20 protein-coding genes are annotated in these 24607 nt (G+C 36.4%); 7 read left to right on the forward strand and 13 right to left on the reverse strand.

The window, feature by feature from the left end; genetic code table 11:
* Positions 1-173: 173 nt before the first annotated feature.
* A complete protein-coding gene (locus VB248_RS16090; protein WP_323297825.1) occupies positions 174-899 on the reverse strand; it encodes a pyridoxine 5'-phosphate synthase in 726 nt (241 codons plus the stop codon).
* A 208-nt stretch (positions 900-1107) separates the two neighbouring features.
* Here VB248_RS16090 and VB248_RS16095 point away from each other — a divergent pair, with 208 nt between their 5' ends.
* From VB248_RS16095 to VB248_RS16105, 3 genes are all read left to right on the forward strand, one after another.
* Positions 1108-1560, forward strand: a complete 453-nt coding sequence (locus tag VB248_RS16095; RefSeq protein WP_323297826.1) for a GatB/YqeY domain-containing protein — start codon at positions 1108-1110, stop codon at positions 1558-1560.
* A 116-nt stretch (positions 1561-1676) separates the two neighbouring features.
* The gene (locus VB248_RS16100) at positions 1677-2186 is read left to right on the forward strand and encodes a CvpA family protein (RefSeq protein ID WP_323297827.1); all 510 of its coding nucleotides are present in this window, start codon (positions 1677-1679) and stop codon (positions 2184-2186) included.
* 20 nt (positions 2187-2206) lie between these two features.
* Positions 2207-3544: a dihydroorotase gene (locus VB248_RS16105; RefSeq protein ID WP_323297828.1), complete on the forward strand. Its 1338-nt coding sequence runs from the start codon at positions 2207-2209 to the stop codon at positions 3542-3544.
* Positions 3545-3851: 307 nt separating this feature from the next.
* Here VB248_RS16105 and VB248_RS16110 read toward each other — a convergent pair whose 3' ends face one another.
* From VB248_RS16110 to VB248_RS16150, 9 genes are all read right to left on the reverse strand, one after another.
* A complete protein-coding gene (locus VB248_RS16110) occupies positions 3852-3998 on the reverse strand; it encodes a hypothetical protein (RefSeq protein WP_323297829.1) in 147 nt (48 codons plus the stop codon).
* A 262-nt stretch (positions 3999-4260) separates the two neighbouring features.
* Positions 4261-4938: a DUF2306 domain-containing protein gene (locus VB248_RS16115; protein WP_323297830.1), complete on the reverse strand. Its 678-nt coding sequence runs from the start codon at positions 4936-4938 to the stop codon at positions 4261-4263.
* A gap of 60 nt (positions 4939-4998) precedes the next feature.
* The gene (locus tag VB248_RS16120; RefSeq protein WP_323297831.1) at positions 4999-6912 is read right to left on the reverse strand and encodes a hypothetical protein; all 1914 of its coding nucleotides are present in this window, start codon (positions 6910-6912) and stop codon (positions 4999-5001) included.
* A 66-nt stretch (positions 6913-6978) separates the two neighbouring features.
* Entirely contained in the window at positions 6979-7329 is a 351-nt protein-coding gene (locus tag VB248_RS16125; RefSeq protein WP_323297832.1) for an ArsC family reductase, read from the reverse strand.
* Positions 7330-7362: 33 nt separating this feature from the next.
* A complete protein-coding gene (locus VB248_RS16130; protein ID WP_323297833.1) occupies positions 7363-7983 on the reverse strand; it encodes a zeta toxin family protein in 621 nt (206 codons plus the stop codon).
* Complete coding sequence (locus VB248_RS16135) at positions 7976-8239, reverse strand: hypothetical protein (RefSeq protein ID WP_323297834.1); 264 nt, start codon at positions 8237-8239, stop codon at positions 7976-7978. The genes VB248_RS16130 and VB248_RS16135 overlap by 8 nt, the downstream gene beginning before the upstream one ends.
* Positions 8240-8428: 189 nt before the next feature.
* Entirely contained in the window at positions 8429-9859 is a 1431-nt protein-coding gene (locus tag VB248_RS16140; RefSeq protein ID WP_323297835.1) for an amidohydrolase, read from the reverse strand.
* A 158-nt stretch (positions 9860-10017) separates the two neighbouring features.
* Positions 10018-12051: an excinuclease ABC subunit UvrB gene (gene uvrB, locus VB248_RS16145; protein ID WP_323297836.1), complete on the reverse strand. Its 2034-nt coding sequence runs from the start codon at positions 12049-12051 to the stop codon at positions 10018-10020.
* 78 nt (positions 12052-12129) lie between these two features.
* Positions 12130-13377, reverse strand: a complete 1248-nt coding sequence (locus tag VB248_RS16150) for a thioredoxin family protein (RefSeq protein WP_323297837.1) — start codon at positions 13375-13377, stop codon at positions 12130-12132.
* Positions 13378-13641: 264 nt separating this feature from the next.
* On the opposite strand from VB248_RS16150, the gene VB248_RS16155 reads away from it, so the two are divergent.
* On the forward strand, positions 13642-14508 hold the full coding sequence (locus VB248_RS16155) for a glycoside hydrolase family 16 protein (protein ID WP_323297838.1): 867 nt from the start codon (positions 13642-13644) through the stop codon (positions 14506-14508).
* Between the two features lie 125 nt (positions 14509-14633).
* On the opposite strand, the gene VB248_RS16160 is transcribed toward VB248_RS16155, so the two are convergent.
* Both VB248_RS16160 and VB248_RS16165 read right to left on the reverse strand, forming a co-directional pair.
* Positions 14634-15596 carry a sugar phosphate isomerase/epimerase family protein gene (locus tag VB248_RS16160; RefSeq protein ID WP_323297839.1) on the reverse strand — a complete coding sequence of 321 codons (963 nt, stop codon included), beginning with the start codon at positions 15594-15596 and terminating at the stop codon, positions 14634-14636.
* A gap of 152 nt (positions 15597-15748) precedes the next feature.
* Positions 15749-18226, reverse strand: a complete 2478-nt coding sequence (locus VB248_RS16165; RefSeq protein ID WP_323297840.1) for an OmpA family protein — start codon at positions 18224-18226, stop codon at positions 15749-15751.
* A 261-nt stretch (positions 18227-18487) separates the two neighbouring features.
* Here VB248_RS16165 and VB248_RS16170 point away from each other — a divergent pair, with 261 nt between their 5' ends.
* Both VB248_RS16170 and VB248_RS16175 read left to right on the forward strand, forming a co-directional pair.
* On the forward strand, positions 18488-19060 hold the full coding sequence (locus VB248_RS16170; protein ID WP_323297841.1) for a ribonuclease HII: 573 nt from the start codon (positions 18488-18490) through the stop codon (positions 19058-19060).
* Between the two features lie 76 nt (positions 19061-19136).
* Entirely contained in the window at positions 19137-20621 is a 1485-nt protein-coding gene (locus tag VB248_RS16175) for a GH3 auxin-responsive promoter family protein (RefSeq protein WP_323297842.1), read from the forward strand.
* 84 nt (positions 20622-20705) lie between these two features.
* On the opposite strand, the gene VB248_RS16180 is transcribed toward VB248_RS16175, so the two are convergent.
* A complete protein-coding gene (locus VB248_RS16180; RefSeq protein WP_323297843.1) occupies positions 20706-21713 on the reverse strand; it encodes a hypothetical protein in 1008 nt (335 codons plus the stop codon).
* Between the two features lie 541 nt (positions 21714-22254).
* Between VB248_RS16180 and pbpC the strand changes: the two genes are divergently transcribed.
* Positions 22255-24582: a penicillin-binding protein 1C gene (gene pbpC, locus VB248_RS16185; RefSeq protein WP_323297844.1), complete on the forward strand. Its 2328-nt coding sequence runs from the start codon at positions 22255-22257 to the stop codon at positions 24580-24582.
* Positions 24583-24607: the final 25 nt, after the last annotated feature.

Genomic DNA, 24607 nt, shown 5'->3' on the forward strand with positions numbered 1-24607 from the left:
ATGTGAATAAAATTGTATTTTTCAAATAAATCGCATCAAATGAAATGAAAAATCCACCCACAACATGAGTGGATTTTATTATAAATGAATATTGAAAAACAATTTTCAAGGAAAGCCTAAGTACTTTTAAAAACAAAATCCTCTATCACACAAATAGAGGATTTTGTTTTTGCTTAATCTACCGCCTTCGTCTCTCTCAAGTACAACTGCACTGTATTTTCCAAACCTAAATAAAGGGCATCACAAATCAAGGCGTGACCGATGGATACTTCTAAAAGGTTAGGAATGTTTTGCTGAAAGTATCGTAAATTATCCAAACTTAAATCGTGTCCTGCGTTTAAGCCTAAACCCAATTCGTTGGCTCTGGTGGCAGCCGTTACAAAATCACGAATGGCTAATGCTTTATTCTTGAAATAGTTTTCGGCATAAGGTTCTGTATAAAGTTCGATACGGTCTGTGCCTGTTTCTTTTGCTCCTTCTACCATTCTTACATCGGCATCTACAAAAATAGATGTTCGGATTCCTGCTTCTTTAAACTGAGCAATTAAGTCAATCAAAAGACTTTTATGTTTGATGGTATCCCAACCTGCATTAGAAGTAACTGCACCTAAAGCATCTGGTACTAAAGTTACTTGTGTGGGTTTGTTGGCTAAAACTAATTCTACAAACTTTTTCTCTGATGGATTTCCCTCAATATTAAACTCTGTCGTTACTACTTCTTTCAAATCAAATACATCACGATAACGAATATGGCGTTCGTCTGGGCGTGGGTGTACTGTAATTCCTTCTGCTCCGAAACGCTCGCAATCTAAGGCTACTTTCACAACATTTGGATTATCGCCTCCTCTTGAGTTTCTTAAAGTAGCAATTTTATTAATATTTACACTCAATTTAGTCATAACGCTCGTCATTAATACGTTCTATTGTTTAGGCTTATCATTTTTTCAAAATACTGATAAACGATAAACAATTACTGATAACTGTTTTAGTACCTTTGCAAAAAAAACATTTCTGCAAAGATGTTTGTTCTTTAAAAGCTTCAAAGATAAGTATTTTGAAAAAGAAACATTTTCAAAATTACATATTTTCAAAATCTCAAATAAAATCATGTCATTAAAAACCAACATTGAAAACGGCATTAAAGATGCCATGCGTGCAAAAGACCAAGACCGTCTTCGTACTTTACGTGCTATAAAGTCTCTTATTCTGTTAGAAGAAACTTCTGGAAATAATGCCAGTGGCGACTTGCCAGCAGATGTTGAATTAAAATTATTGACAAAAGCTGCTAAACAAAGAAGAGATTCTTTAGAAATATTCAAAGGACAAGGTCGTGAAGATTTGGCTGAAAAAGAACAAATCGAACTATCAATCATCGAAGAGTTTTTACCAAAGCAATTAACAGAAGATGAACTCCGTGCTAAATTAGAAGAAATTAAAGTACGTGTGGGTGCTTCTGCTCCATCAGACATGGGTAAAATCATGGGTGTAGCTACCAAAGAATTAGCTGGTTTAGCTGAAGGTAAAGCTATTTCTGCGATGGTGAAAGCTATTTTGAGTTAGTTATTCACCTCACCCCCAACCCCTCTCCTGTTGAGAGGGGAGATTTGAACTCAAAGCTTTTCTCCCCTTCTCAAATGGAGAAGGGGCTGGGGGATGAGGTAACATATCTCTTTTCTATGCAACCAATCGATATTTTTATACTGCTGCCTACGCTTTGGGGAGCTTACATTGGTTATCAACGAGGCATTATCATCGAAGTAATTTCTATCGTTGCTTTTGTGCTTTCTGTCATTATCGGTTTCAAAACGCTTGGTTTTGCCAGCGATTTGGCTTCGCCTTATATGAGCAATGGTGTTAGCAATAAAATCATGCCTTATATTGGCTTTGGTGCTGTATTTTTCCCGATTGTTTATCTTATTAATAAATTAGGATGGGTTCTCCGAAAATCTATCCGCTATACCGTTTTAGGTAATTTTGACTCATTCGCAGGTGCTGTGGTGGGGGCTTTTACTTGGGCTTTTGGCATCAGTATTTTCATCTGGCTCATTACCGCCATCGGTATCAAAATTCCCGAAAGTGATTCTGAAAAAGTATATCTTTATCCGCTTGTTCAACCGCTTGCTCCGAAAGTAGTTGAAAGAGCCATCGACATAGTACCCAAACAAATTGACAAATTAAGAAAGTAAATTCTCAGTCTGATTTAAGCATGAAAACAATACTCATTCTAAATGCCCAAGTGGTCAACGAAGGCACAATTCAATCGGCAGACGTTTTTGTAAAAGATGGTTTGATTGAAAAAATTGGTAAAAGTCTCTCTGGCTTAACAGCCGATACCGTGATTGATGCTACTGGAAAGTATCTGCTTCCGGGGGTAATCGACGACCAAGTACATTTCCGTGAACCCGGTCTTACACATAAAGCTTGTATTCATTCAGAAGCTCGTGCTGGTGTGGCTGGTGGTGTTACTTCTTTTATGGAAATGCCCAATACCGTTCCGAATGCTTTGAACCAAGAATTATTGGCAGATAAATACGAAATTGCGGCTCGTACTTCTTTGGCGAATTACTCTTTTTACATGGGAGCGTCAAACGATAATATTGAGGAAGTACTGAAAACCAATATCCAAAATGTTTGTGGAGTAAAGGTTTTCATGGGTTCTTCTACGGGAAATATGTTGGTGGACAATGAGAAAACGTTGGAAAACATTTTCTCGAACAGTCCGCTATTGATTGCTACGCATTGCGAAGACGAAGCTACGGTTCGTGCTAATTCTGCGATTTATAAAGAACGTTTTGGCGATAATCCTCATCCAAGAGTACATCCAGAAATTAGAAATGTGGAGGCTTGTTATAAATCGTCGTCAATGGCGGTTGAATTGGCTAAACGTCACAATGCTCGTTTGCACATTTTGCATATCACAACGGGTGAAGAAACGGCTATATTCACGAATGAAATTCCATTAAAAGAAAAAAGAATTACGTCTGAAGTATGCGTTCACCACCTTTGGTTTGATGCTCGTGATTATGAAACTTTGGGCAACCAAATCAAGTGTAACCCAGCGGTAAAAGCTGACGGGCATAAACAACAATTGTTACAAGCTTTGTTGGATGATAAAATCGACGTAATTGCTACCGACCACGCTCCGCATACTTGGGCAGAAAAACAAAATCCTTATTGGTCTTCGCCATCGGGTTTGCCATTGGTTCAGCATCCTTTGAACTTAATGTTGGAGTTTTATAAAGAAGGAAAAATTACGTTAGAGAAAATCGCTGAAAAGATGTCGCACGCTGTGGCAGACTGTTTCCAGATTTCAAAAAGAGGCTATATCCGTGAAGGCTACTGGGCAGATTTAGTATTGGTAGATTTGAACGAAAGTACTACCGTTACCAAAGAAAATGTATATTATCAATGCGGATGGTCGCCATTAGAAGGACAAACTTTGCATTCAAAAATTACGCATACTATTGTTTCAGGACATTTAGCTTTTCAAGATGGTACTTTCGACGAAAGTGTGACTGGCAAAAGAATGTTGTTTGAAAGATAAGATTTCGTGTTGGGCTGTAAGCTTTGAGCGATGAGCTTTAAGCTTACAGTTTTTAAAAATTGTCCGTGCGACACGGACAACGGCAAAAGGGTATTAAAATATAATCTTGATATGCGTCTAATTTTTTCGAAATTCCGCTGTTTGAGCGAAGCGAGTTTCGGAATTTCTTGACTTTCTTTTGTTACTTTTCTTGTGTCAAGACAAGAAAAGTAAGGTCTTGGAAAAGGGAACATTTATTTGAAGAGATGAACTTAGTAGAGCCTTACATCCATTTAAGAAAGTCCCATCTAAAAGATAGTTCATACTACTATTTATTTACTTTCTTGTATAATTCTTTATTTCGTTCTACGGCTTTTTTTCTTTCCTCAGGAGTTGATAACTCATAAGGTTCAAGTATTCCTTTATATTGTTTTTTAGGAATGAGTTCAGACTTTTTTTGAGTTTTCGCTACCATTTTTGAAAAGATTATCTAAAACAAATATAGCAAAACTTACCTAATAAATGATACTTACGACATGGCTCGTAAGTTATTTGGGCTGTAAGCTTTGAGCGATGAGCTTTGAGCTTACAGTTTTTAAAAATTGTCCGTGCGACACGGACAACGGCATGAGTTTTCAAGCCGTGAGCTACGAGCTATCAGCTCTGAGCTTTGAATTACAACACTGTAAAGTGTAAGTAAACCAAAAGCTCAAAGCCCAAGGCTCATAACTCATAGCTTACAGCTTCCCCTTAGCCTTCTCCATATAATACTTACGAGTTCTGCCAATGATAATTCCGCCGATTACGCCGGGGGCAATCCAAACTACTAAGCCCGGAATATATGGTGGATTATTTACAACCAAAAATGCCGTTACCGTAGCAATATAAGCTCCGCCCATTCTTGAAATATGATTCTGAAACCAATATCTTGCTTGAAACGGAACTGTATTATCTATTACTTTTTTCCCTGAGAATACTCGTAAATCTTCCGTTGCCATTAGCAATGAAAAAATGCCAAAAACATTAAATAATATGGCAAAAAAAGTTATCCCTTTTTGATAAGCCAATACTCCAAAAGTCATCATTGCTAAAGCACTCATGATGGTTAAAATTGCTCCAAACCAATCTATCCATTCGGGTTTTAAATTTTTCTTCATACGCACTAACCTCGCACCAGTGAAAGTATTGTAAAAGCTAAAAACGGCAATTCCTGCTAAGAATATCAAAGGAAATTCCATTTTAAAGCGAATCAAAGCTGTTAAAGCTACCAAAAACATCGCCCAGTAAAAGACATTGCCCCAAAAGACATGGGCTTTTCCACCTTTTACAGAAAACATGGGTATTAAGCCAATGGTAAGAGCGATAAATCCCGCTCCGATATGAAGGTAAAGAGCAATCTTAGTAATTATTTCCATTTTTATATTGTGGTCTGAATATCATACAATATAAACATATTTCCCGAAATTCTATGATACTCAAGGGAGCATTTCGTAGCTCTCTTCTGTGATTTCAATCTGCGGTTCAAAACCAGTAATACCTCTCAATACTTCATCAAATTGGATACTTTTAACCGCTTTTTTTTCTACAAAGCCTTTTTCAAAAAAAGATTTTACATCATCTATATTTTCAATTTCACTACTGATAATCAGACCTTTTTCTAATAAATCTGGAACTGTTCGGAAAACGGCTTGCTTGGCTTGCTCGTTTGTGATTTTCATTGTCAGTTGTGGAGGCTGAAAACAAAAGTTTAGTATTTTACCCCAAAAATTATAGCTTAATTTTACTTTTATTAAAAGAAATTCACCCTCAGACAACACTTTGATACCATAAGGTTTACTCATTTCAGCGAAGTGTTTTTCTGTTTTTATCAATTTCAATGGCTTTACTATACTCCTTTTTTCTAATAATAAACGCTTGTTGTTCCATGCCATTAAAGGTTGGTATTTTTGTAACAAAGCCAAAAAAGTAAGGGTTTCTTCACTAACTGCATACTTATTGTCGCTACTTTCAACACCATAAATCACATAATCTGGAGCAGAATCTGATAAATACTTTACTTGATTTTTGGCATCTAAGTACTCGTTGTAGGCCTGATAAGACTGGATAATGGGTCGTGGATTGTAATTGAGCTTATTGAAATAAATTTCAGATACTTCATTTGGTACAATATCAACTGTTTTATTGCCAATTTTTGCCAATACTTCTTTGGGATAAGTGATTTTGCACAACCTTTTATTTTCTGAAAATATTTCTTGAAAATATGAGGCAAGGATGTAGCTTTTCACTCGAATATTACTGGTAACAGGAAAAGTGATTTTGCCATAAATAGGCTGATAAAAAACAAGGTAACTGATAAAATTTAGGCTAATCATTAACCAGCCCAAACGCTTGAGCCAACTATCGTTACTTAAATAAACTAATAGTAAAAATGGGAAAAAGGCGTTTTTCACAAAAGAGGAAAGATGCCCATCATCAGCCCGAACAAAAGCGTATTTTATCAAAACAAATGAACAAATCCAGACACAGCCCAAAACAAATAGCGTATCAAAGGTTTGAATGGAAAAATCTTTCTTTTTTAAGCGTTGGAAAACAAAGTAAAAGCAAGCTCCAACAAAGACAATAAAAATACAATAGGAAGAAAGTACGGCACGCATTTTATTATCGGGAAAAACCGACTGCGACTCGTTGTAGCCTCTGATAAGATAAATTGAAGACTCGAAGTAAGCAAGTAAATCAACTTTGAGTAAAAAGGCTAAAAGTACTAAAAAAGCAAAGCTACCCCCCAAATAGCCCAGTAACTTTTGTAAGGATAAACGCTTGGTGAAAAATGCGTAAAAAACCAGTATCACCACAAATGTAAGTGCGATGATTCCATAATTGATTTTGATGTAAAAATTGATAATACCCAAAATAATGGCATGAATCAATAGGCTTTCACGCTGTTTTTTAAGAAAAAGTATGCCCGAAAATATTGAAGTAAAAAATAAGAGAAAGCCCGTCCACTCGCCAACTAAGGAGCTAATCACGAAGAAAAAAATAAAATGTAAGACAAGCTGATGTACTTTCAGCGGTTTTGGAAGAAAAGAGTACAGTAAAAAGCCAATGTTTGCAAAGCAAAAAAGGTCAAATAAGAATAATTCAAAATGACTTGTTCCGATGGCAACTCTTTGCGTTAGGCGACCAAGTGGACCGTAAGTAAAAATGATGTCCTTACCAAAAATAAATCCTTTTTGATAAGCCATTTCTAAAGCGATTCGCCAAGAGGCATCAATTCCCGAACAAGGAGCTTCTGCAATTCTGTAATTAGGAAATAGTAGTATTACTAAAAATAGTAAATAGGCTGATTTGAACCAGCAATTGTTAATTGTCTGGCTTGATAAGATTTTCATTTTTTAATAGTTTTAGAGGATTTTTGCCTGACAACACCATTTGTCCACGGCTACTTACTCCTCAATTCAGGAATGATCTAAAAATACCTTTCGGTAATTTTCTTCATTAAAACCCATCACAAGGATATGGTCGGATTCAATGATTGGTCGTTTAATCATTGAAGGTTTTGCCATCATCAACTCGCTTGCAGTTGTTGCATCGGTAGCTTTTTCTTCGTCGCTAAGTTTTTTCCATGTTGTTCCAGCACGGTTTATTAATACATCCCATGGCTTCTGTGAAAGCCATTCTTGTATTTTTTCATTGTTAATACCTTTCTTTTTGTAATCATGAAATTCAAAAGGAATTTCATTTTCTTTCAGCCAGTTCATAGCTTTTTTCATAGTGTCGCAATTAGTAATACCGTAAATTTTATACATGTTAAATAATTGTGAATTAGTGAATTTTTAATTTTATTCCAGAGAATCTATCTCCTTTAAATACATTTTAAACCAATTGGGTATGAATTGATGCTTAAATATTTGCTCTTGATTTGAGTAATGAAAAAGTAAACTTGGAGAATTAAGTTGTGAGTTATCTGCTATAATCAACTCATCTAACAAGTTGAAATGAGTATTTAGTTGTAGAAGATTTCCATAATAATTCTTCTCAATTTCTTTTGCAGTAACATAATGACCACCAGTTTTAACCCGCTCTGATACTCTTTTTTGAGATAATTCTACATTTTCAACCATTAGAAAAAACATCGTAATTCTATACCCTGCTTCTTTAAATTGTTCAATAGTTGTCCACGGAGAAGGCGAGCTAAAATGTCCTTCATAAGCAAAATCTTTATTGTCTTTTATAGCATTTTCTACTAAGTTTTCAAAAGCCTCCACTGTTGCTTGAAAGGCTAAATCTCTTGCATACTTGGGTGATTTTATTTGAGAAGGGAATATTGTTTTCAACTTTTCAACAAAGTATTTATCACCATCAAAAACTTCTAAGAAAGAAAACTCAATAGGAAGTAAGGCTTTGGATAGTGTTGATTTGCCTGCTCCATTTGCTCCTGTTATCACAAATAAATTACGCATCTTCAAGGTGATATTTTGAGCGAATTACAGCAACTTCTGCATTATTCAACTTTCTTACAAATGAGTAATCTCTAAAATCATTACTGAATTCTACTATTTCAATATGCCCATCAGGGTACTCCATGTAGGCTTGGTTTAATAATAACTCACCTTTCCCTTCAATCATAAAAGGAAAACCTGCAAGGTGTTTTTGTTGGCGAAGCATCATAATAGATTGTCCAACACGCTTGTCGAAATTGTATGTAATCGTTGGCATATCTTTAAATGTTTTAATAGAAATTTCTTATCTGTAACTCTTTTTAATTCGATATATTTAAGTCATCATGCAGTATTAAATTAATAGTAATGCTTTAACAATAGGTTGCAAGCCCTAAGCAAAAACACTCTTTATTGCAAAAAATAAGCATTTTGCCTATTGACTAAAGCACAAAAAATCGAACTTTTACTACTTCCTATAATCCAAAGGTGGTTTTCGGTCTCCTGCTAATGATTTGTACTCAAAAACGTTTGAGCCTCTTCTTTGGTATAATTCTTCTTTCGATTGTTCTATTAATTTTGTGTCTTTAAAGAGATTTTGAGCCGTTAGAGCAATCGTTTGAGCGGCGTTTATCATCCCTTTATGCCCGATACTCATGCCGTTACAAGCAACAGCTTGCCAACTGTGTGCAGGTACGCCCGTCACCCAAGTAGCGGTTGATAAACCTGCGGTTGGTGCTACCCAGCTCACGTCGCCTACGTCTGTTGATGCCAGAAAAAGTAATCCAGAAGTATAGGGTTTTACTGTTTGTGCCTCTGTGAGTGGAGCAAGACTTTGTGAATTGACGGTCAAACGAATTTTTTCTGCAAATGCTGTTTCTTCGGGTGTATATTTTACGCCACCTACTTTTTCTAAGCTCTTTTGCATTTCTTTGGCTAATACATCGTTGGGCAATAAATTGTAAAGACCTGCCAAAATCTCATAGCTCATTTTTGTTTCTGTTCCCAAAGCGGCGGCTTCTGCGGTTTTCATTAATCTTTTCCAGATTTCTTCCAAACCTTGTGCTGTTGGATTTCTGATGGTATATTCTACCATCGCATAATCAGGAACGATGTTTGAGGTTAGTCCGCCGTTTTTTATTACATAATGAATCCTTGTTTCGGGCGAAATATGTTCACGCATAAGGTTTACCATATAATTCATGGCTTCCACAGCATCCAAAGCCGAACGCCCTTTTTCGGGACTTGCCGAAGCGTGTGCCGCCAAGCCAGAAAAACTAAAATTGGCTACTCTGTACGCTAATGAAGAATTCGGACTTGCATTATTATTATCGCCCGGATGCCAATGCAAAACCGCATCAATGTCTTTGAATACGCCTTCTTTTACCAAATAGGTTTTGCCTCCGCCAGCACCTTCTTCAGCAGGCGTACCAATTAGGCGAATTGTTCCTTTGATTTTAGCTTTTTCCATCCAGTTTTTAGTAGCAATCGCCGCCGCTACCGAACCTACGCCAAAAAGATTATGTCCGCAACCATGTCCATAGGCATTTACGTATTTGGCTTTTCGATAGGGAACAGCTTCTTGCGACAAACCGGGCAAGGCATCCATTTCTGCCAAAATACCTATCGTCGGATAGCCCGAACCATAAGAAGCGACAAAGGCGGTTTTCATTTCGCCAACGCCTCTTTGTACTTCAAAACCAGCATTGCTTAGTTCTGCAATCAATAATTCTGAGGTTTTTTCTTCTAAATAACCCGGTTCTGCCAATTGCCAAATTTTGTCAGAAATAGCCGTGTATTTTGCATATTTCTGATTGAGTTCATTTACAATTTCTTGTTGGGCAAAACCCAAGCGACCCATAAACACACAAAGAGCGAGGAGGAGTAAGGATTTTTTCATTGTTTTTTTGGTTGATGATTAATGTTAAACCTAATTTGGACAAAGATTTTCTTTCTGAATCTTCAAATTGTTCACTTGTAAAAATAATTTCAGGTAATGGAGGTAGCTTTTCCATTGAGTATTTTTCTTAAAATTTAATAATTCATAACTCATAATTATCATCCCTTCTCCGCTATCATCTTCTTCAAACTCAGCATTTCATCACGCAGTTTGGCAGCTATCACGAAGTCTAATTCTTTGGCGGCTTTTTCCATGTCTGCCGTTACTTTTTTCAATTGTTTTTGTAGTTCATCTTTACCCATATAAGCCATTACTGGGTCGGCTGCCATGGCTACTTCTTGGCTTTCGTTGTAGTAATTGGTTTTCTTCGTTGGTTTACCCATTACATCCGCAATAGAAGTCTGCTCCATAATTTTCTCTTTCGATTTCAAAATGGTTTTTGGCGTGATGCCATGAAGTGTATTATACTCCATCTGAATCGTCCTTCTGCGGTTGGTTTCATCAATGGCTTTTTCCATCGAACCCGTGATTCTGTCGGCATACATTAATACTTTCCCTTGGTCGTTTCGAGCAGCACGTCCTATCGTTTGAATCAAGGAACGAATATCACGCAAGAAACCTTCTTTGTCGGCATCCATGATGGCTACCAAAGATACTTCTGGTAAGTCCAAGCCTTCACGCAATAAGTTTACGCCTACAAGCACATCAAAAACGCCCATTCTAAGTTCTCTGAGGATTTCTACACGCTCCAAGGTTTTTACTTCCGAGTGAATATAACGGCATTTTACACCTACTTTATCCAAGTATTTTGATAATTCCTCCGCCATTCTTTTGGTTAGGGTGGTTACTAATACTCTTTCTTGGCGTTCGATTCTGAGATAAATTTCTTCTAATAAATCATCAATCTGATTCAAGCTTGGTCGTACTTCAATTTCTGGGTCGAGCAATCCTGTCGGACGAATGATTTGTTCTACCACCACACCTTCCGAACGTCTTAATTCATAATCGGCTGGCGTGGCTGAAACGAACACCGTTTGACCCGTAATATTTTCAAATTCTTGAAAAGTAAGCGGACGGTTGTCCATCGCCGAAGGCAAGCGGAAACCATAATCCACCAAAGCTTCTTTTCTGGAACGGTCGCCTCCCCACATGGCACGAATTTGTGGCATCGTTGCGTGGCTTTCGTCAACGACCAAAAGGAAATCTTCGGGGAAGAAATCTAATAAACAGAAAGGTCTTTGCCCAGCTTTGCGTTGGTCGAAGTAACGAGAATAGTTTTCGATGCCCGAGCAATAGCCCAATTCTCGCATCATTTCCAAATCAAATTCTGTTCTTTGTTTAATACGTTCGGCTTCTAATAATCGGTTTTCGCTCTCAAAAAATTTGATTTGTGCTACCAAATCATCTTGGATATAATTGATGGCGTTCATCAACACATCTCGACCCGTTACAAAAAGATTGGCAGGGAAAATTGCAATCATTTTTTCTTCCGAAAGCTTCTTGCCCGTTTGTGGATTGATGCGTTGAATAGCTTCAATTTCGTCGCCAAAGAAAATCACACGATAGCCAAAATCGGCATAAGGCAAGCAAATATCCACGGTATCGCCTTTTACTCTGAAAGTACCACGAGTAAATTCCACTTCGGTACGAGAGTACAGAATTTCGACTAAACGATAAAGAAATTGATTGCGAGAAATGATTTCACCCACACCAAAACGAAGAATACTTTTACGATACTCCTCTGGATTTCCCATACCATAAATACATGAAACCGAAGCAATGACGATAACATCTCTACGTCCCGACATCAAAGCCGAAGTAGTTGCCAAACGGAGTTTGTCAATTTCTTCGTTGATGGCAAGGTCTTTTTCGATATAAGTATTAGTAGAAGCAATAAAGGCTTCGGGCTGATAATAATCGTAGTAAGAAACAAAGTACTCTACGGCATTTTCGGGAAAAAACTGTTTAAATTCTCCATAAAGCTGTGCCGCCAAAGTTTTGTTATGACTTAAAATCAAAGTCGGGCGGTTGAGTTGCGTAATCATATTGGCAACCGTGAAAGTTTTTCCCGAACCCGTAACACCAAGAAGTGTTTGTGATTGTTCACCATTCTGAACGCCCTCAACCAATTTGGCAATTGCCTGTGGTTGGTCGCCCGTAGGCTTATATTCTGAGACAAGTTTGAAGTCCATATTTTGGTATTTATTAAGTAAAGATAACTAAAAGTTACAGGCTTTAGAACCTGATATTTTAGTAAAACCATTAGCACTTTATTTTTTTAAAAGAGTATTGTTTTTCATTTTAAAGACTACATTTTTATAGTTTTCTATTTCTGCTTGATTTCCTTTTCGTTGTTTTAAAATTTCTTCTTCCATTTTTATTGCTTCCTTTTTTTTACCCGTTTTAAAGAGTAAACAAGCATAAGTATTTTGATAAATTGGATTGATTTTGAACTCAGGAGAATTGTTCAACCATTTCAATAGCTCTTCTAAAAAAGCTTTATTAGTAATGTTTTCAAAGTATTGAAAGGCATAAGTATTTAGTAATAATGAGTTGGTAGATACTATATTTTGTTCATTTACATAAGACTTACATTCCTGATGATACTTCATCCAATCTTTTGCTGTGAAATAAAGATCGATCTTAGCCTGTTTTCTAAAATGCACAAATTGAGAGTCTAAAGTAGCTTTATTTTTATCAGACCATCCTCCCAGCATTAAATATCGAAGGTTCAAACATTTGTCTAATAGTACTTCATCATGCGTAGCGATTGCTCTCTTTTTCTCTTTTCTCTGTACTTTACTCATATTAAGTAAAGCTCTTGTAGAAGCCTCGCTTTCATTTAATACAAGCATAGAAAAGTTTGGATATAATACCTGATACGCCTTACTGTCCATCGAAGAGAAACACGAGCCAATGATTTGTAAATTTTCTAACAAAATCCATTCACTTTCTGGAATCTTGCTAAGATAAGTATCTAAAATACTTTGAGTAGGCAAATTGTTGTCCGAAAGTTTTTTAGCGTACTCTAAAATAAATTCTTTGTCAAATTGATGACTTGGATACAGTTCAGAAAGTTCTTTTAATTGAGAACTCTGTATCATTTTTTTGAGAACGATTTCTCCTTCTTCAATGAGTTCCTTTTCAGTTTGAATTACTTTTTCGGGTGAATACACGTCTAAATTGGTGTCGAGATACAATAAAGTTGGATACTGCACAATACCATACTTTTTAGCAATCTCAATACCTTCTCCAAGTTCGGCATCCACTTTATAATTGATAAAGTTTTTATTATAAAAATTACCGACTTTTTCTTGAGGAAAAATTTGTTTGTCCAGTACTTTACAAGGTCTGCACCATGTGGTATAAACATCTACAAAAATTGGTTTTTGTTGTCTTTTGGCTTCAACAAGTAAATCTCCCCATGAACCTTTAAAGAAAGTAATGCCTACTGACTGTGAATAAATAGTTTTTGTGGAAAGACAAAATAAGAGGAATAACAGAAATAGTTTTTTCATGAATCAAGAAGAAAGTTTAAGATGTCTATTGTTATGTAAGGCGAAAGAAAAATTATTATCAAATTTATTTTAACCATCTATTCTAATGCAATTTCTACTTGATTTAAAGATGATATATTTCGTGAATAATATGCTTTTGAAGAAAGCTTTGAAGACAATCTTGGTTTATAAAATTACATTAAAAGATAGCTTTACGAAACAAACAAAGATAGTAAATTGATAGTTTTTGGGTAAATTAAAGCTCAATCTCAAAAATATTTAACCATGAACAAATTATTCCAAACAATTACGCTTTGTTCGGTAATCATACTGAGTGCTTGCTCCAAAGAAAGTATGAATGCCCAAACCCCAACGCCCACTACACCAACCCAACCTACAACGCCCGTAGTTTATAGTTTTGAAAGTACGCCTATTTGGTCGGATGAATTTGATTATCAAGGCTTACCAGATACAAAAAAATGGAATTATGATGTCGGTGGAAGTGGCTGGGGCAATAATGAATTACAGTATTATACCAAAGAAAACCTAAAAAACGCCAGAGTAGAAAATGGCAAACTTATCATCGAAGCGGTTAAAGAAAAATTTGATAAAAATTCCTATACTTCTGCTCGCTTGGTGACGAAAGGAAAAGGAGATTTTCTATACGGACGTTTTGAAATAAAAGCCAAACTTCCAAAAGGTATTGGTACTTGGCCTGCCATCTGGATGCTGGCAAGCGAACAAAATTATAGCGATAAGTATTGGCCTGATAATGGGGAAATTGATATTATGGAACACGTAGGTTACGACCCCGGAAGAGTACACGCTTCGATTCATACGAAATCTTTTAACCACGTAATCGGAACACAAGTAACAGCTAATACAATGGTGGATGACTTTGATATGGCTTTCCACGAGTATCGTTTAGACTGGACTCCGAAAAAAATTGAAATGTATATCGACTCAAAACTGTACTTTACTTTTGAGAACACAGGAAAAGGTTTTGCAGAATTTCCTTTCGATAAAAAATTCCATTTATTACTCAACCTTGCTGTTGGCGGAAATTGGGGTGGTGTAAAAGGGGTGGATGAAAGTATTTTTCCACAAAGAATGGAAGTTGATTATGTGAGAATTTATGCTTTGAAGCAATAAATGAAAAATTAGATTCACTATTTTTCATTTAGGCGGTAAGCTTTAGGCAATAGGCAAAATGTTTGCTTTTTACAATAAAAAGTATTTTGCTTACGGCTTACAGCCTATTGCCTAAAGCTTAATTTTTAGCCCAATGTAGCTCCTACTTTTTGTAAAAGTTTAAGCGTTGCTCTGATACCATCGTCTTCGCTTAGTTTTTCTCCTTCGTATTCAATGCCCACAATTCCTTTAAAACCAGCTTCTTTTACGATTTTCATCAATCTTAAATAATCCATTTCTGCTTCGTTTCCTTCGGCATCAAAATTATTGGTTTTGGCACTTACACCTTTGGCAAAAGGCATCAATTCCGAAACACCTTTGTAGCGGTCGTACTGCTCATTACAAATTCTCCAATTGGCAGTATCTCTTGTAATACAGAAATTACCAAAATCAGGTAAAGTACCGCAGTTTTTCATGTTTACGGATTTCATTACGCCCGACAACCATTGTCCATTTGAAGAATATCCACCGTGGTTTTCCACAATTACGTTGATATTCATAGTAGCCGCAAATTCACTTAGCTGACTTAATCCGTCAGCCGCATATTTGGCTACTTCTTCGGCAGTTCCTTTTCCAGCGGCATTTACCCTAATGGTTTTGCATCCTAAAAATTTCGCTGCTTCAACCCATTTATAGTGATTTTCTACGGTTTGTTTTCTTTTCGCTGAGTCGGCATCGCCTAATTCGCCTTCGGCATCGCACATGATTAAGTGGTTTTTCACACCGTTGTCATTACAACGTAAAAGCAATTCTTTGAGATAAGCGGTATCTTTTCCGTTTTCTTTAAAATTTTTTGTACCAGATTTGAAACAAGTATTTACATACTCTACGATGCTAATACCAAAGTCTTTTTTGGCTTTTACTGGAAAATCAAGGTTTGACATTTGATTTCCAAAAATTGCCTTGTGCAAAGACCATTCTGCTAATGAAATTTCAAAAAATAGCTTTTTGCTACTCTCAATTTCTTGAGCTAATAATTGTTCGGGCAAAAAAGCCACAGCACCCGTAGCAAGGGCGATTTGTTTAATAAAGTCACGACGGTTGTTCATAGAAAACAGTGAAAATGGATGGTTGTTCAATGAGATGCTTAAATATAAAAGTACTTCTCAAAAATGGTATGATTCTCTGGCATGAGTAATTGGGAAAACACAAAAAAAGGCTCGGTTAAATAACCAAGCCTTTCTAAACAAACCTAATAAATCTATCTTACTTTCAGTATTTTTATCGTTGTTCTTCTATTTTTTTGATGCTCGCTTTCTGTACAACTTACGCCATTTGTACAGCCATTAATAGGTTCTTTTTCGCCATAGCCTTTTGGATAAATTCTGTCTCCACTGATGCCTTTGCCGATGAGATAGTCTTTAGCAACTTGAGCTCTCCTCAACGACAATCTAAGATTTTCGCCATCATCTCCACGGCTATCAGTATGCGAACCCAATTCTATCACCATCGAAGGTGTTTTAGATAGAATATTTGCCAATCTATTCAATTCTTTAATTGCCTCTGGACGAAGAGTAGATGTTCCGTTCTCATAAGAAATGCTGTACAATATAATCTTATCTCCTTCTTTGTACAATTTATCACCTTCGCCTTGTTCCATTGTACCTTGTGGCGTAATATGGTTGATAGTTTTTGCAAAACCACTTTTTGATTTTTCTACCGTAAATGAATTACAATCTGCATTCACCAAAAAAGTATATCCACCGTCGGGGCCAGAAATCACTTGCTGAACGGTATTGTCGCAAATATTTTTGAAAATTACATTTACGCCTTCTACTGGCTGATTATTGGCATCTACTACATAACCTGTAATACTTCTTTTACCTGTTTTGGACGAAACTTTAGAGTTACTAAGAATCTTTGTCATTTCTTTACGGCTTGGAGCAATTTTAAGTTCAAGCTCGTTTTTCTTTACATTATCCAACAATACTTCTAATTCAGACGAAGCCAAAGCTGATTCGCTACTTGCCGAAAAAACTAAAGAGTTGGTCTGATAACCCGCCTTGTTGATTTTGATGGTATAGTCAGTATCTTGCGTAGTACAGAAAGAAATTTTTCCGTTACTGTCTGTTTTCTTTAATTCTGGTTTTCCACCTTTCGCTACAATGGTTACGTCTGCACTGGCTAATCCATTTTTAGTATTGGCATCGAAAACACTAAGCGTTTTTTCATAACAATCGTTTGGTTTGCTTTCTCTCATAAAACGATAAATGTCAAAATCACTATTACTGTGTCGATTTGAACTAAAATAACCAACTCTGCGACTGGCATCGGCAACAATACCGAAATCATCATAAATCGTATTAAAAGGCTCGCTTAAATGTAGCGGCAACGAAGTATTTTTTGTTCCATTCATTTCTACGAAGAAAATATCGTAGCCACCTTTTGTTCCTTGTCCGTTTGAAGCATAATACAAATTGCCTTTTGCATCTACGAAAGGATATTCTTCCGAATCTTTTGAATTGACATCTTTTCCCAGATTTTTAGGTTCGCCCCAATGTCCTTTTTGATACTCCACTACCCAAATATCCATGCCACCAAAGCCTCCGTTGCGGTCTGAAGCAAAGAAAAGTAATCTTTCATCTGCTGTCCATGAAGGTTGACTTGTAGAAAAATTATTGCCATTGAAGGGTAATTCTACTGCCTCAGTCCATCTACCATTGATATTTTCTGAAATGTATAATTTATACTTGCCTCCAACCTCATCTTTGGTGGCTGACTTAGCTCCATCTTTCACATAATCGCTTGAAAAAATAATTTTTGTAAAGTCACGGCTAAAAGTAGCTGGCCCCCAATGATATTTTGCACCAAAAACTTTACTCAATTGTTCTGCTTGGTCGATAGTATTGATTACTTGGTCTTCGCTAATATTGTAATTTAAGGTCTGCGAATCATTGGATGTTCTGCGGTAATCATAAGCCGATTTTGCATTTTTATTCAAGGCATTTTTCTTGATTTTTTCGATTTCCGTTTCGGCAACTTTTTGTACTTTACTAATATCGGACATATAATACAAATCCCAATATTTACTTACTTTTCCGTTTGCAGACTTCCCTGACGGAAAATCATTTGCACAAAATACAATTCCATCTTTATAATAAGCAGGACTAAAATCAGAACGAGCACTATTGAATGCTAAAAATTCAACTTTGTAAGGATAAAAATTAGAAAATGGGTCTTGTGTTTTTTTAGCATTTACATCTCCCTTTTTAGTACTTTCTTGAAGTTTAGAATCTGTCGATTGGCTTTCTTCATACAAAGCAAAGTACTTTTGAGCTTCCTGAAGCTTACCGTTACTGGCTAATACTTGTGAAAAATGCAAGTAAGCTTTAGCGGCTTCGCCCGATAAATTAGAAGAAGTATTTAGAATCTCACGATAGACGTTTTCTGCGTTCAAACTTTCATTATTTTCCTTATAGCTAAAAGCGAGTTTTAGAAGGATGGATAATTTTTCTTTTTCAGAGAGTGTTGCCTTCCCATATTTTAAAAGCAAATTGAACTTCTCAATGGCCGAAACGTAATTTTTTGAATCAAAAACACGAATGGCTTCATTGAGTTGGGAATCAAATCGCTGAGCGATTATCTGAGTATTTGTAACAACAATGAAAAGAAAAATAAGTCCACTTTTTATTAAAAATGGCATTCTCAATCGCATGGAAGTATTTCTTTTAGTTGACAATTTCTTTTTCAATTTTAGAAAAACAGTGGTATTTATTACCAAAAAATATTGGAGTCAATAGAGCATGGATACACACAAATCATGCCAAAGAGTATTACACAAAAAGCAATTGGAATAATGATTATCTGTAAACAGATTTAACATATTACATTTGTAAAAAATGATTTTGAGCAAACACCCGAACAAAAAATTGTACTTTATCAATACTAAAGTCTAACCATATAAATTTTATAAACTAAAAATACATAATTAATTCAGAAGATGTTGAAAAGTTTTTATAATGAAAATTTTATTGAAGCTGGCTTAGACGAAGCTGGAAGAGGATGCCTTGCAGGGCCAGTAGTGGCGGCGGCGGTAATCTTACCCAAATATTATACTCACACACTACTCAACGACTCTAAGCAACTTACTAAAAGTCAGCGAGAAACACTTAGAAAAGACATTCTGAATGATGCGATAGCTTGGGAAATTGCCGAAGTATCAAACCAAGAAATTGATGAAATTAATATCCTGAAAGCCAGCATGAAAGCAATGCACTTGGCAACAGATAAACTGAAAGTTAGACCAGAACATTTATTGATTGATGGCAATCGTTTCCCGAATTATCCACAGATTCCACATACTTGTATTGTGAAGGGAGATACAAAGTTTTTATCTATTGCTGCGGCTTCGATTTTGGCAAAAACTTATCGAGACGATTTAATGGAAGAGCTTGCTAAAAGTTTTCCAGAATACGGTTGGGAACACAATGCGGGCTATCCAACACCCAAACACAGAAAAGCCATTAAAGAATTTGGTGTAACGATTCATCATCGTTTAACATTCAGAATGTAATTCCTCTTGATTTTGTTGCTAACTTTACCCATAATCAGAAGAACAAATTAAAAAACAATCATAAACCATAGACTTTATGGGCTTTCGTTCGATTCTGGCAAAACCTTTTGCCGCTTATGTAGTACAAAATCGCCAAAAATGGGAAAAACGTGCGGTAGAAACACAATTGGCTTTGATGAAAAGTTTGGTTGCGGATGCTTCTCATACACTTTTTGGCAAAGACCATCGCTTTGGAGAAATTACAGATTATCAAAGTTTTAAAGAGGCTATTCCTGTACAAGATTATGAAAATCTTAAACCTTATATAGAAAAAGTAGTAGCTGGCGAAAGCGATATTCTCTGGAAAAATAAACCGCTCTATTTTGCTAAAACTTCTGGCACAACATCGGGCGTAAAATATATTCCAATTTCTAAAGAATCAATCGGTTTTCATATCAACGGAGCAAGAGACGCATTGTTGAGTTACGTACATGAAACGAGCAATTCTCAGTTTTTAGATAAAAACTTGATTTTCTTGTCGGGTTCGCCTGAGATGATTCAGAAAAATGGTGTTTTCACTGGGCGACTTTCGGGAATTGTCAATCATCATGTGCCGGGATATTTAAGAAGTAATCAAATGCCCAGTTATGAAACCAATTGTATTGAAGATTGGGAAACAAAATTGGATAAAATCATAGACGAAACGATTGAAAAACCTATGTCTTTGATTTCGGGTATTCCGCCGTGGGTACAAATGTACTTCGACCGTATTCAAGCCAGAACGGGAAAAAAAATCAAAGATGTTTTTCCAGAATTTTCGCTCTTTGTTTATGGTGGCGTAAATTTTGAGCCGTATCGAGCTAAACTTTTTGAATCTATCGGAAAACAAATAGATTCCATAGAAACTTACCCAGCTTCCGAAGGTTTTATTGCTTACCAAGATTCGCAAAATGCCGAAGGACTTTTGTTACTCTTGAATTCGGGTGTTTTCTATGAATTTATTCCTGTGGAAGATTACTTCAAGGAAAATCCACGCCGCTTGCACATTGGCGAAGTACAATTGGGCGTAAATTATGCCGTAGTGATGAATACCAATGCTGGACTTTGGGGTTATTCTATTGGCGATACCGTGAAGTTTGTTTCCTTGAATCCGTACAGAATTATTGTTTCGGGTAGAATCAAGCACTTTATTTCAGCCTTTGGCGAACACGTCATTGGCGAAGAAGTAGAAAAAGCCATGCAGTTTGCCGTACAGCGTCATCCAGAAGTGGAGTTGGTGGAATTTACCGTTGCTCCGCAAGTAACACCACCAGAAGGAGGTTTGCCCTATCATGAATGGCTGATTGAGTTTTCAAAAGAACCGAATAATTTAAACGCTTTCGCCAAAGACATCAATGAGAAATTAGCTCAGTTGAATGTTTATTATGACGATTTGATGACGGGAAATATTCTTCAACCTTTGAAAATAAGAGTATTACCTAAAAATGCTTTTATTGATTACATGAAATCGCAAGGAAAATTGGGCGGACAAAACAAAGTACCAAGACTATCAAACGATAGAAATATCGCTGATAAAATTTAGCATAAAACATAAAAACCTTCTGTTTGTGAAACAGAAGGTTTTTTTATTCTCTCAAATTATCCCAAACTTGGACATTCTTGACATTTATGGTAAATCTAACAAAAAGCCGATGGTAAAGTTTGCGTCCCAATCGAATACGAATTGTTCGCAACCTGTTGATTCAGCAATGGATTTATAGATATTTAAACCAGCTTTAGATTTCGCATTGTCTAACTGATAAGCCGATGGAGCATCCAAAACGGTATAACGTTCTTTGTCTTTTCTTACTTTCTTCGCTAATTCAAAAGGTACACCACCGATGATAAAACAAGTTTTACGATTTGCTTCGGGTACTTGTTTGGCTTTTTCGCTCACTTCTTTACTAACCGTTTCGTCACTTACTCCATTCTGAAAATACTTCGCTCCATACGATTCTACGGAAGTTAATTTACCATTTTCTTTCCATGAAATTTTGGTATTTCCCGAACCAATATCCGCTACAAATGAATTATCAGCATATTCGGCAGGTTGTACACATTTCAAGCCTAAAATTCCTTCTTGTTCTGGTGTTACGGTATTTACAAAGTATTTCAAAGATTTCAATACTTTAATGATTTTCTGAGTTCCTTCTGCTTTTACCGCTCCAGAACTTACCACAAAGTGAATATCTTTTCCACTTACGCCATAATCCAACATTCCACCGATGTATTTTTTCAAACCTGCTCTGATGTCATCATCACTTGCCATGTTTTCAATCACCAAACTGTTTCCAAACTCTGCTTTTTCAAGCTTCCAACGTTTGTCAGCATCAATTCTGATAATAAATGAATTGAAACCACTTGCACCCAATTCAACTACTCCTTTCAATTTCCCTGCAATTGGGCCAGGAGGAGTATAATCAAAACTCTTTTTCTCGCCTTCAACGGTAGCCGAAGAATTCTCTTCAGAAGAAGATTCTTCTTTACTATCAGAAGTATTGCTGGCAGAAGCTGTTGTTGTTGGAGCTAATTTTTGGAGTGCTTCTTGTCCTCCGAATTTAGTAAAACCATAGTAAATTGCTCCTACGATAATGGCGGTAATCAATAATCGTCCCGCTACGGTTAATCTTTGCATTGTTTTTGAGGGTTTAGTTGAGTTACGAGCTTTGAGCTTTGAGCTATGAGCCGTGAGCTTTGAGCTTTTTTTATTTCTTATATTTATGATTTAATTCTAAACTGAAAAGTCTAAAATCTTTTTTCTTGCTTCTTGTATCTTGCTTCTAAAATCTAATTTGCTGTGAGCTTTGGGCTATGAGCTTTGAGCTTTTTTTAAGTTTTATCATGGATAGTCAAAATCAAAAAAATATATTCCTGTGTCTTGCATCCTGCGTCTTTTCTCTAAAATCCTAAAGTCATAAAGTCCTCCAGTCTCCAAATCTAAAATCTTGTCTCTTGCTTCTTGTCTCTAAAATCTAAAAATCCTAAAGTCCTCCAGTCCTAAAGTCTTCAAGTCCCAACAAAGATATTCAAAGCCCCAAGCCTCGCTATTTTTATTTGGTTATGTGGTAAAAGCAGGCATTCATTTTGTAAAATTTGATGATGAAATTGAAAAGCCTAAAATTGTTGCCGAAGTAAAAACCGAATTCATATCTTTACAAAAATCTCTTTTCGCTACAATGTTCAAGCAAAAACTCATCAAAGCCTTTCAAGCAATCATCAAAAACAAATACTTTAAAGGAATAGCCAGCCTTTTTATGCTTTTTGTTTTGTTAGATTTGATTTTTCCGTTCAGAATCAACCCCAATTATTCTACACTCATTACCGATTCGGAAGGAAAATTACTGCACGCTTTTTTGAACAAAACCGACAAATGGCGAATGGAAACCGAGCTAAACGAAATTACGCCAACGCTCGAAAAAGCCATCGTTTTTAAAGAAGACCGCTGGTTTCGTTGGCACTTTGGCGTAAATCCCTTTGCCGTGATGCGAGCAGGAGTGAAGAATGTACTTACAGGCAGAAGAACCTCTGGAGCAAGTACGATTACGATGCAAGTAGTCCGCTTGCTGAATCCTCAGAAAAGAACTTATTTCAATAAATTCATCGAAATTTTTCGGGCGATACAATTAGAATTTCATTATTCTAAAGACGAAATCTTACAGTTTTATATCAATCTTGTGCCTTATGGCTCGAATATCGAAGGCTTAAAATCAGCTTCTATTTTGTACTTTCAAAAGTCGCCCAATGTGTTGAGTTTGGCAGAAGTAACGGCTTTGACCATCATTCCCAACCGACCTTCAAGCTTGCGTTTAGGTGTAAATAATCCTTATATTTTACAAGAAAGGAATCGTTGGTTACAGAATTTCAAGGAAGAAAAAGTATTCAACGCACAAGATATTGAAGATGCCATGAACGAACCGCTGAATGTAGTTCGCCATGAAGCACCGCATTTAGCTCCGCATCTTTCTTTGCGTTTAAAACAAGAAAATCCGACAAAATCTATCATTAAAACGGCTTTGGTTCGTCATAAACAATTGACGATTGAGAACATTGTGCAGAATTATGTCGGTCGCTTGTACGCCATGAACATTCATAATGCTGCCGTAATGGTGATTAATAATAAAACGCATCAAGTAGAAGCTTATATCGGTTCGGCAGATTTTAATAATCCGATTGATGGCGGACAAGTAGATGGCATTCGTGCCATTCGTTCGCCGGGAAGTACGCTGAAACCTTTACTCTATGCAACGGCTTTCGACAAAGGAATTATTACGCCAAAAACCGCTATTAACGACGTACCGACCAATTTTGGCGGTTTTGAACCTGAAAATTTTGATAAACTTTTTCATGGAAAAATCACGATAGAGTACGCCTTGGCGAACTCGCTGAATATTCCTGCGGTAAAGATTTTAAAAGAAATTTCTACGCCTGTTTTGGTGGATAAACTCAAAAAAGCAGATTTCCAGACGGTCAAAAAGAATTCTTCCAAGCTTGGGCTTTCCTTAGTTTTAGGCGGTTGTGGCGTTACTTTAGAAGAATTGACGAATCTTTTTGCGGCTTTTGCACAAGAAGGAAATTTCCAGAAAGCTACTTATACTTTAAATGCTGATACAAAATCACGGATAAAAAATGAAATCATTTCTAAGGAATCCAGTTATTTGATTACGCAAATTTTGGCACAAATTACTCGTCCAGATTTACCCAATAATTACGATTATACTTACAGAATGCCAAAAATTGCTTGGAAAACAGGAACTTCTTTTGGTAAAAAAGACGCTTGGAGTATTGGCTACAATGCTCATTATACCATTGGCGTTTGGATTGGCAATTTTTCTGGCGAAGGCGTTCCCGAACTTTCGGGAGCAAATATTGCTACGCCTTTACTTTTTGATATTTTCAATACTGTCGATTATAATTCTTCTTCTAAATGGTTTAAAGCTCCCGAAAATATCGCTTACCGAAAAGTATGTGCCGAAAGTGGCGATGTGCCGAATGATTTTTGTACACACCAAATTGTGGATTATTATATTCCAAGTGTATCTAAAATGACGAAATGCCAACATGCCAAGTATATTTATGTAAGTACGGATGAAAAAATAAGTTACTGTTCGCATTGTTTGCCCGAAAATGGAACGGTGCAGAAACTTTACCCAAATTATGCTCCAGAATTATTGAGTTGGTACGAAAGCAAACATATTCTCTACGAAAAAGTGCCTCCGCATAACCCTAAATGTGAAAGAGTATTTAATACCAACGCTCCGCAAATTGTGTATCCTGTGGATGGTTCGGAGTATTTTTTGGACAAAGATGAAAACCAAAAATTGATGCTGAATTGTCAGGTAGGCAATGAAGTAAAAACGGTTTATTGGTACATCAATGATAAATTATTGCAAAAAGCTTCACCGAATACAGAAGTATTTTTTAGACCTGAAGCTGGCAAAATCAAAATTTCATGTAGCGACGACAAAGGGCGTAATACGGATATTTATGTGAAGGTGAATGAGTGATGTTGGATTTCGGATTTCGGCGGTC

The organism is Arcicella rigui (assembly GCF_034929435.1).
Classification (GTDB): Bacteria; Bacteroidota; Bacteroidia; order Cytophagales; family Spirosomataceae; genus Arcicella; species Arcicella rigui.

Excerpts from the sequence above, each read along its gene's own strand:
- pbpC (WP_323297844.1), top strand. The coding sequence starts at position 22,255 with ATGTTCAAGCAAAAACTCATCAAAGCCTTTCAAGCAATCATCAAAAAC.
- VB248_RS16140 (WP_323297835.1), bottom strand. The coding sequence starts at position 9,859 with ATGAAAAAATCCTTACTCCTCCTCGCTCTTTGTGTGTTTATGGGTCGC.
- VB248_RS16100 (WP_323297827.1), top strand. The coding sequence starts at position 1,677 with ATGCAACCAATCGATATTTTTATACTGCTGCCTACGCTTTGGGGAGCT.
- VB248_RS16110 (WP_323297829.1), bottom strand. The coding sequence starts at position 3,998 with ATGGTAGCGAAAACTCAAAAAAAGTCTGAACTCATTCCTAAAAAACAA.
- VB248_RS16175 (WP_323297842.1), top strand. The coding sequence starts at position 19,137 with ATGGGCTTTCGTTCGATTCTGGCAAAACCTTTTGCCGCTTATGTAGTA.
- uvrB (WP_323297836.1), bottom strand. The coding sequence starts at position 12,051 with ATGGACTTCAAACTTGTCTCAGAATATAAGCCTACGGGCGACCAACCA.
- VB248_RS16155 (WP_323297838.1), top strand. The coding sequence starts at position 13,642 with ATGAACAAATTATTCCAAACAATTACGCTTTGTTCGGTAATCATACTG.
- VB248_RS16125 (WP_323297832.1), bottom strand. The coding sequence starts at position 7,329 with ATGTATAAAATTTACGGTATTACTAATTGCGACACTATGAAAAAAGCT.
- VB248_RS16105 (WP_323297828.1), top strand. The coding sequence starts at position 2,207 with ATGAAAACAATACTCATTCTAAATGCCCAAGTGGTCAACGAAGGCACA.
- VB248_RS16150 (WP_323297837.1), bottom strand. The coding sequence starts at position 13,377 with ATGAAAAAACTATTTCTGTTATTCCTCTTATTTTGTCTTTCCACAAAA.
- VB248_RS16130 (WP_323297833.1), bottom strand. The coding sequence starts at position 7,983 with ATGCGTAATTTATTTGTGATAACAGGAGCAAATGGAGCAGGCAAATCA.
- VB248_RS16180 (WP_323297843.1), bottom strand. The coding sequence starts at position 21,713 with ATGCAAAGATTAACCGTAGCGGGACGATTATTGATTACCGCCATTATC.
- VB248_RS16115 (WP_323297830.1), bottom strand. The coding sequence starts at position 4,938 with ATGGAAATAATTACTAAGATTGCTCTTTACCTTCATATCGGAGCGGGA.
- VB248_RS16095 (WP_323297826.1), top strand. The coding sequence starts at position 1,108 with ATGTCATTAAAAACCAACATTGAAAACGGCATTAAAGATGCCATGCGT.
- VB248_RS16090 (WP_323297825.1), bottom strand. The coding sequence starts at position 899 with ATGACTAAATTGAGTGTAAATATTAATAAAATTGCTACTTTAAGAAAC.
- VB248_RS16170 (WP_323297841.1), top strand. The coding sequence starts at position 18,488 with ATGTTGAAAAGTTTTTATAATGAAAATTTTATTGAAGCTGGCTTAGAC.
- VB248_RS16160 (WP_323297839.1), bottom strand. The coding sequence starts at position 15,596 with ATGAACAACCGTCGTGACTTTATTAAACAAATCGCCCTTGCTACGGGT.
- VB248_RS16135 (WP_323297834.1), bottom strand. The coding sequence starts at position 8,239 with ATGCCAACGATTACATACAATTTCGACAAGCGTGTTGGACAATCTATT.
- VB248_RS16120 (WP_323297831.1), bottom strand. The coding sequence starts at position 6,912 with ATGAAAATCTTATCAAGCCAGACAATTAACAATTGCTGGTTCAAATCA.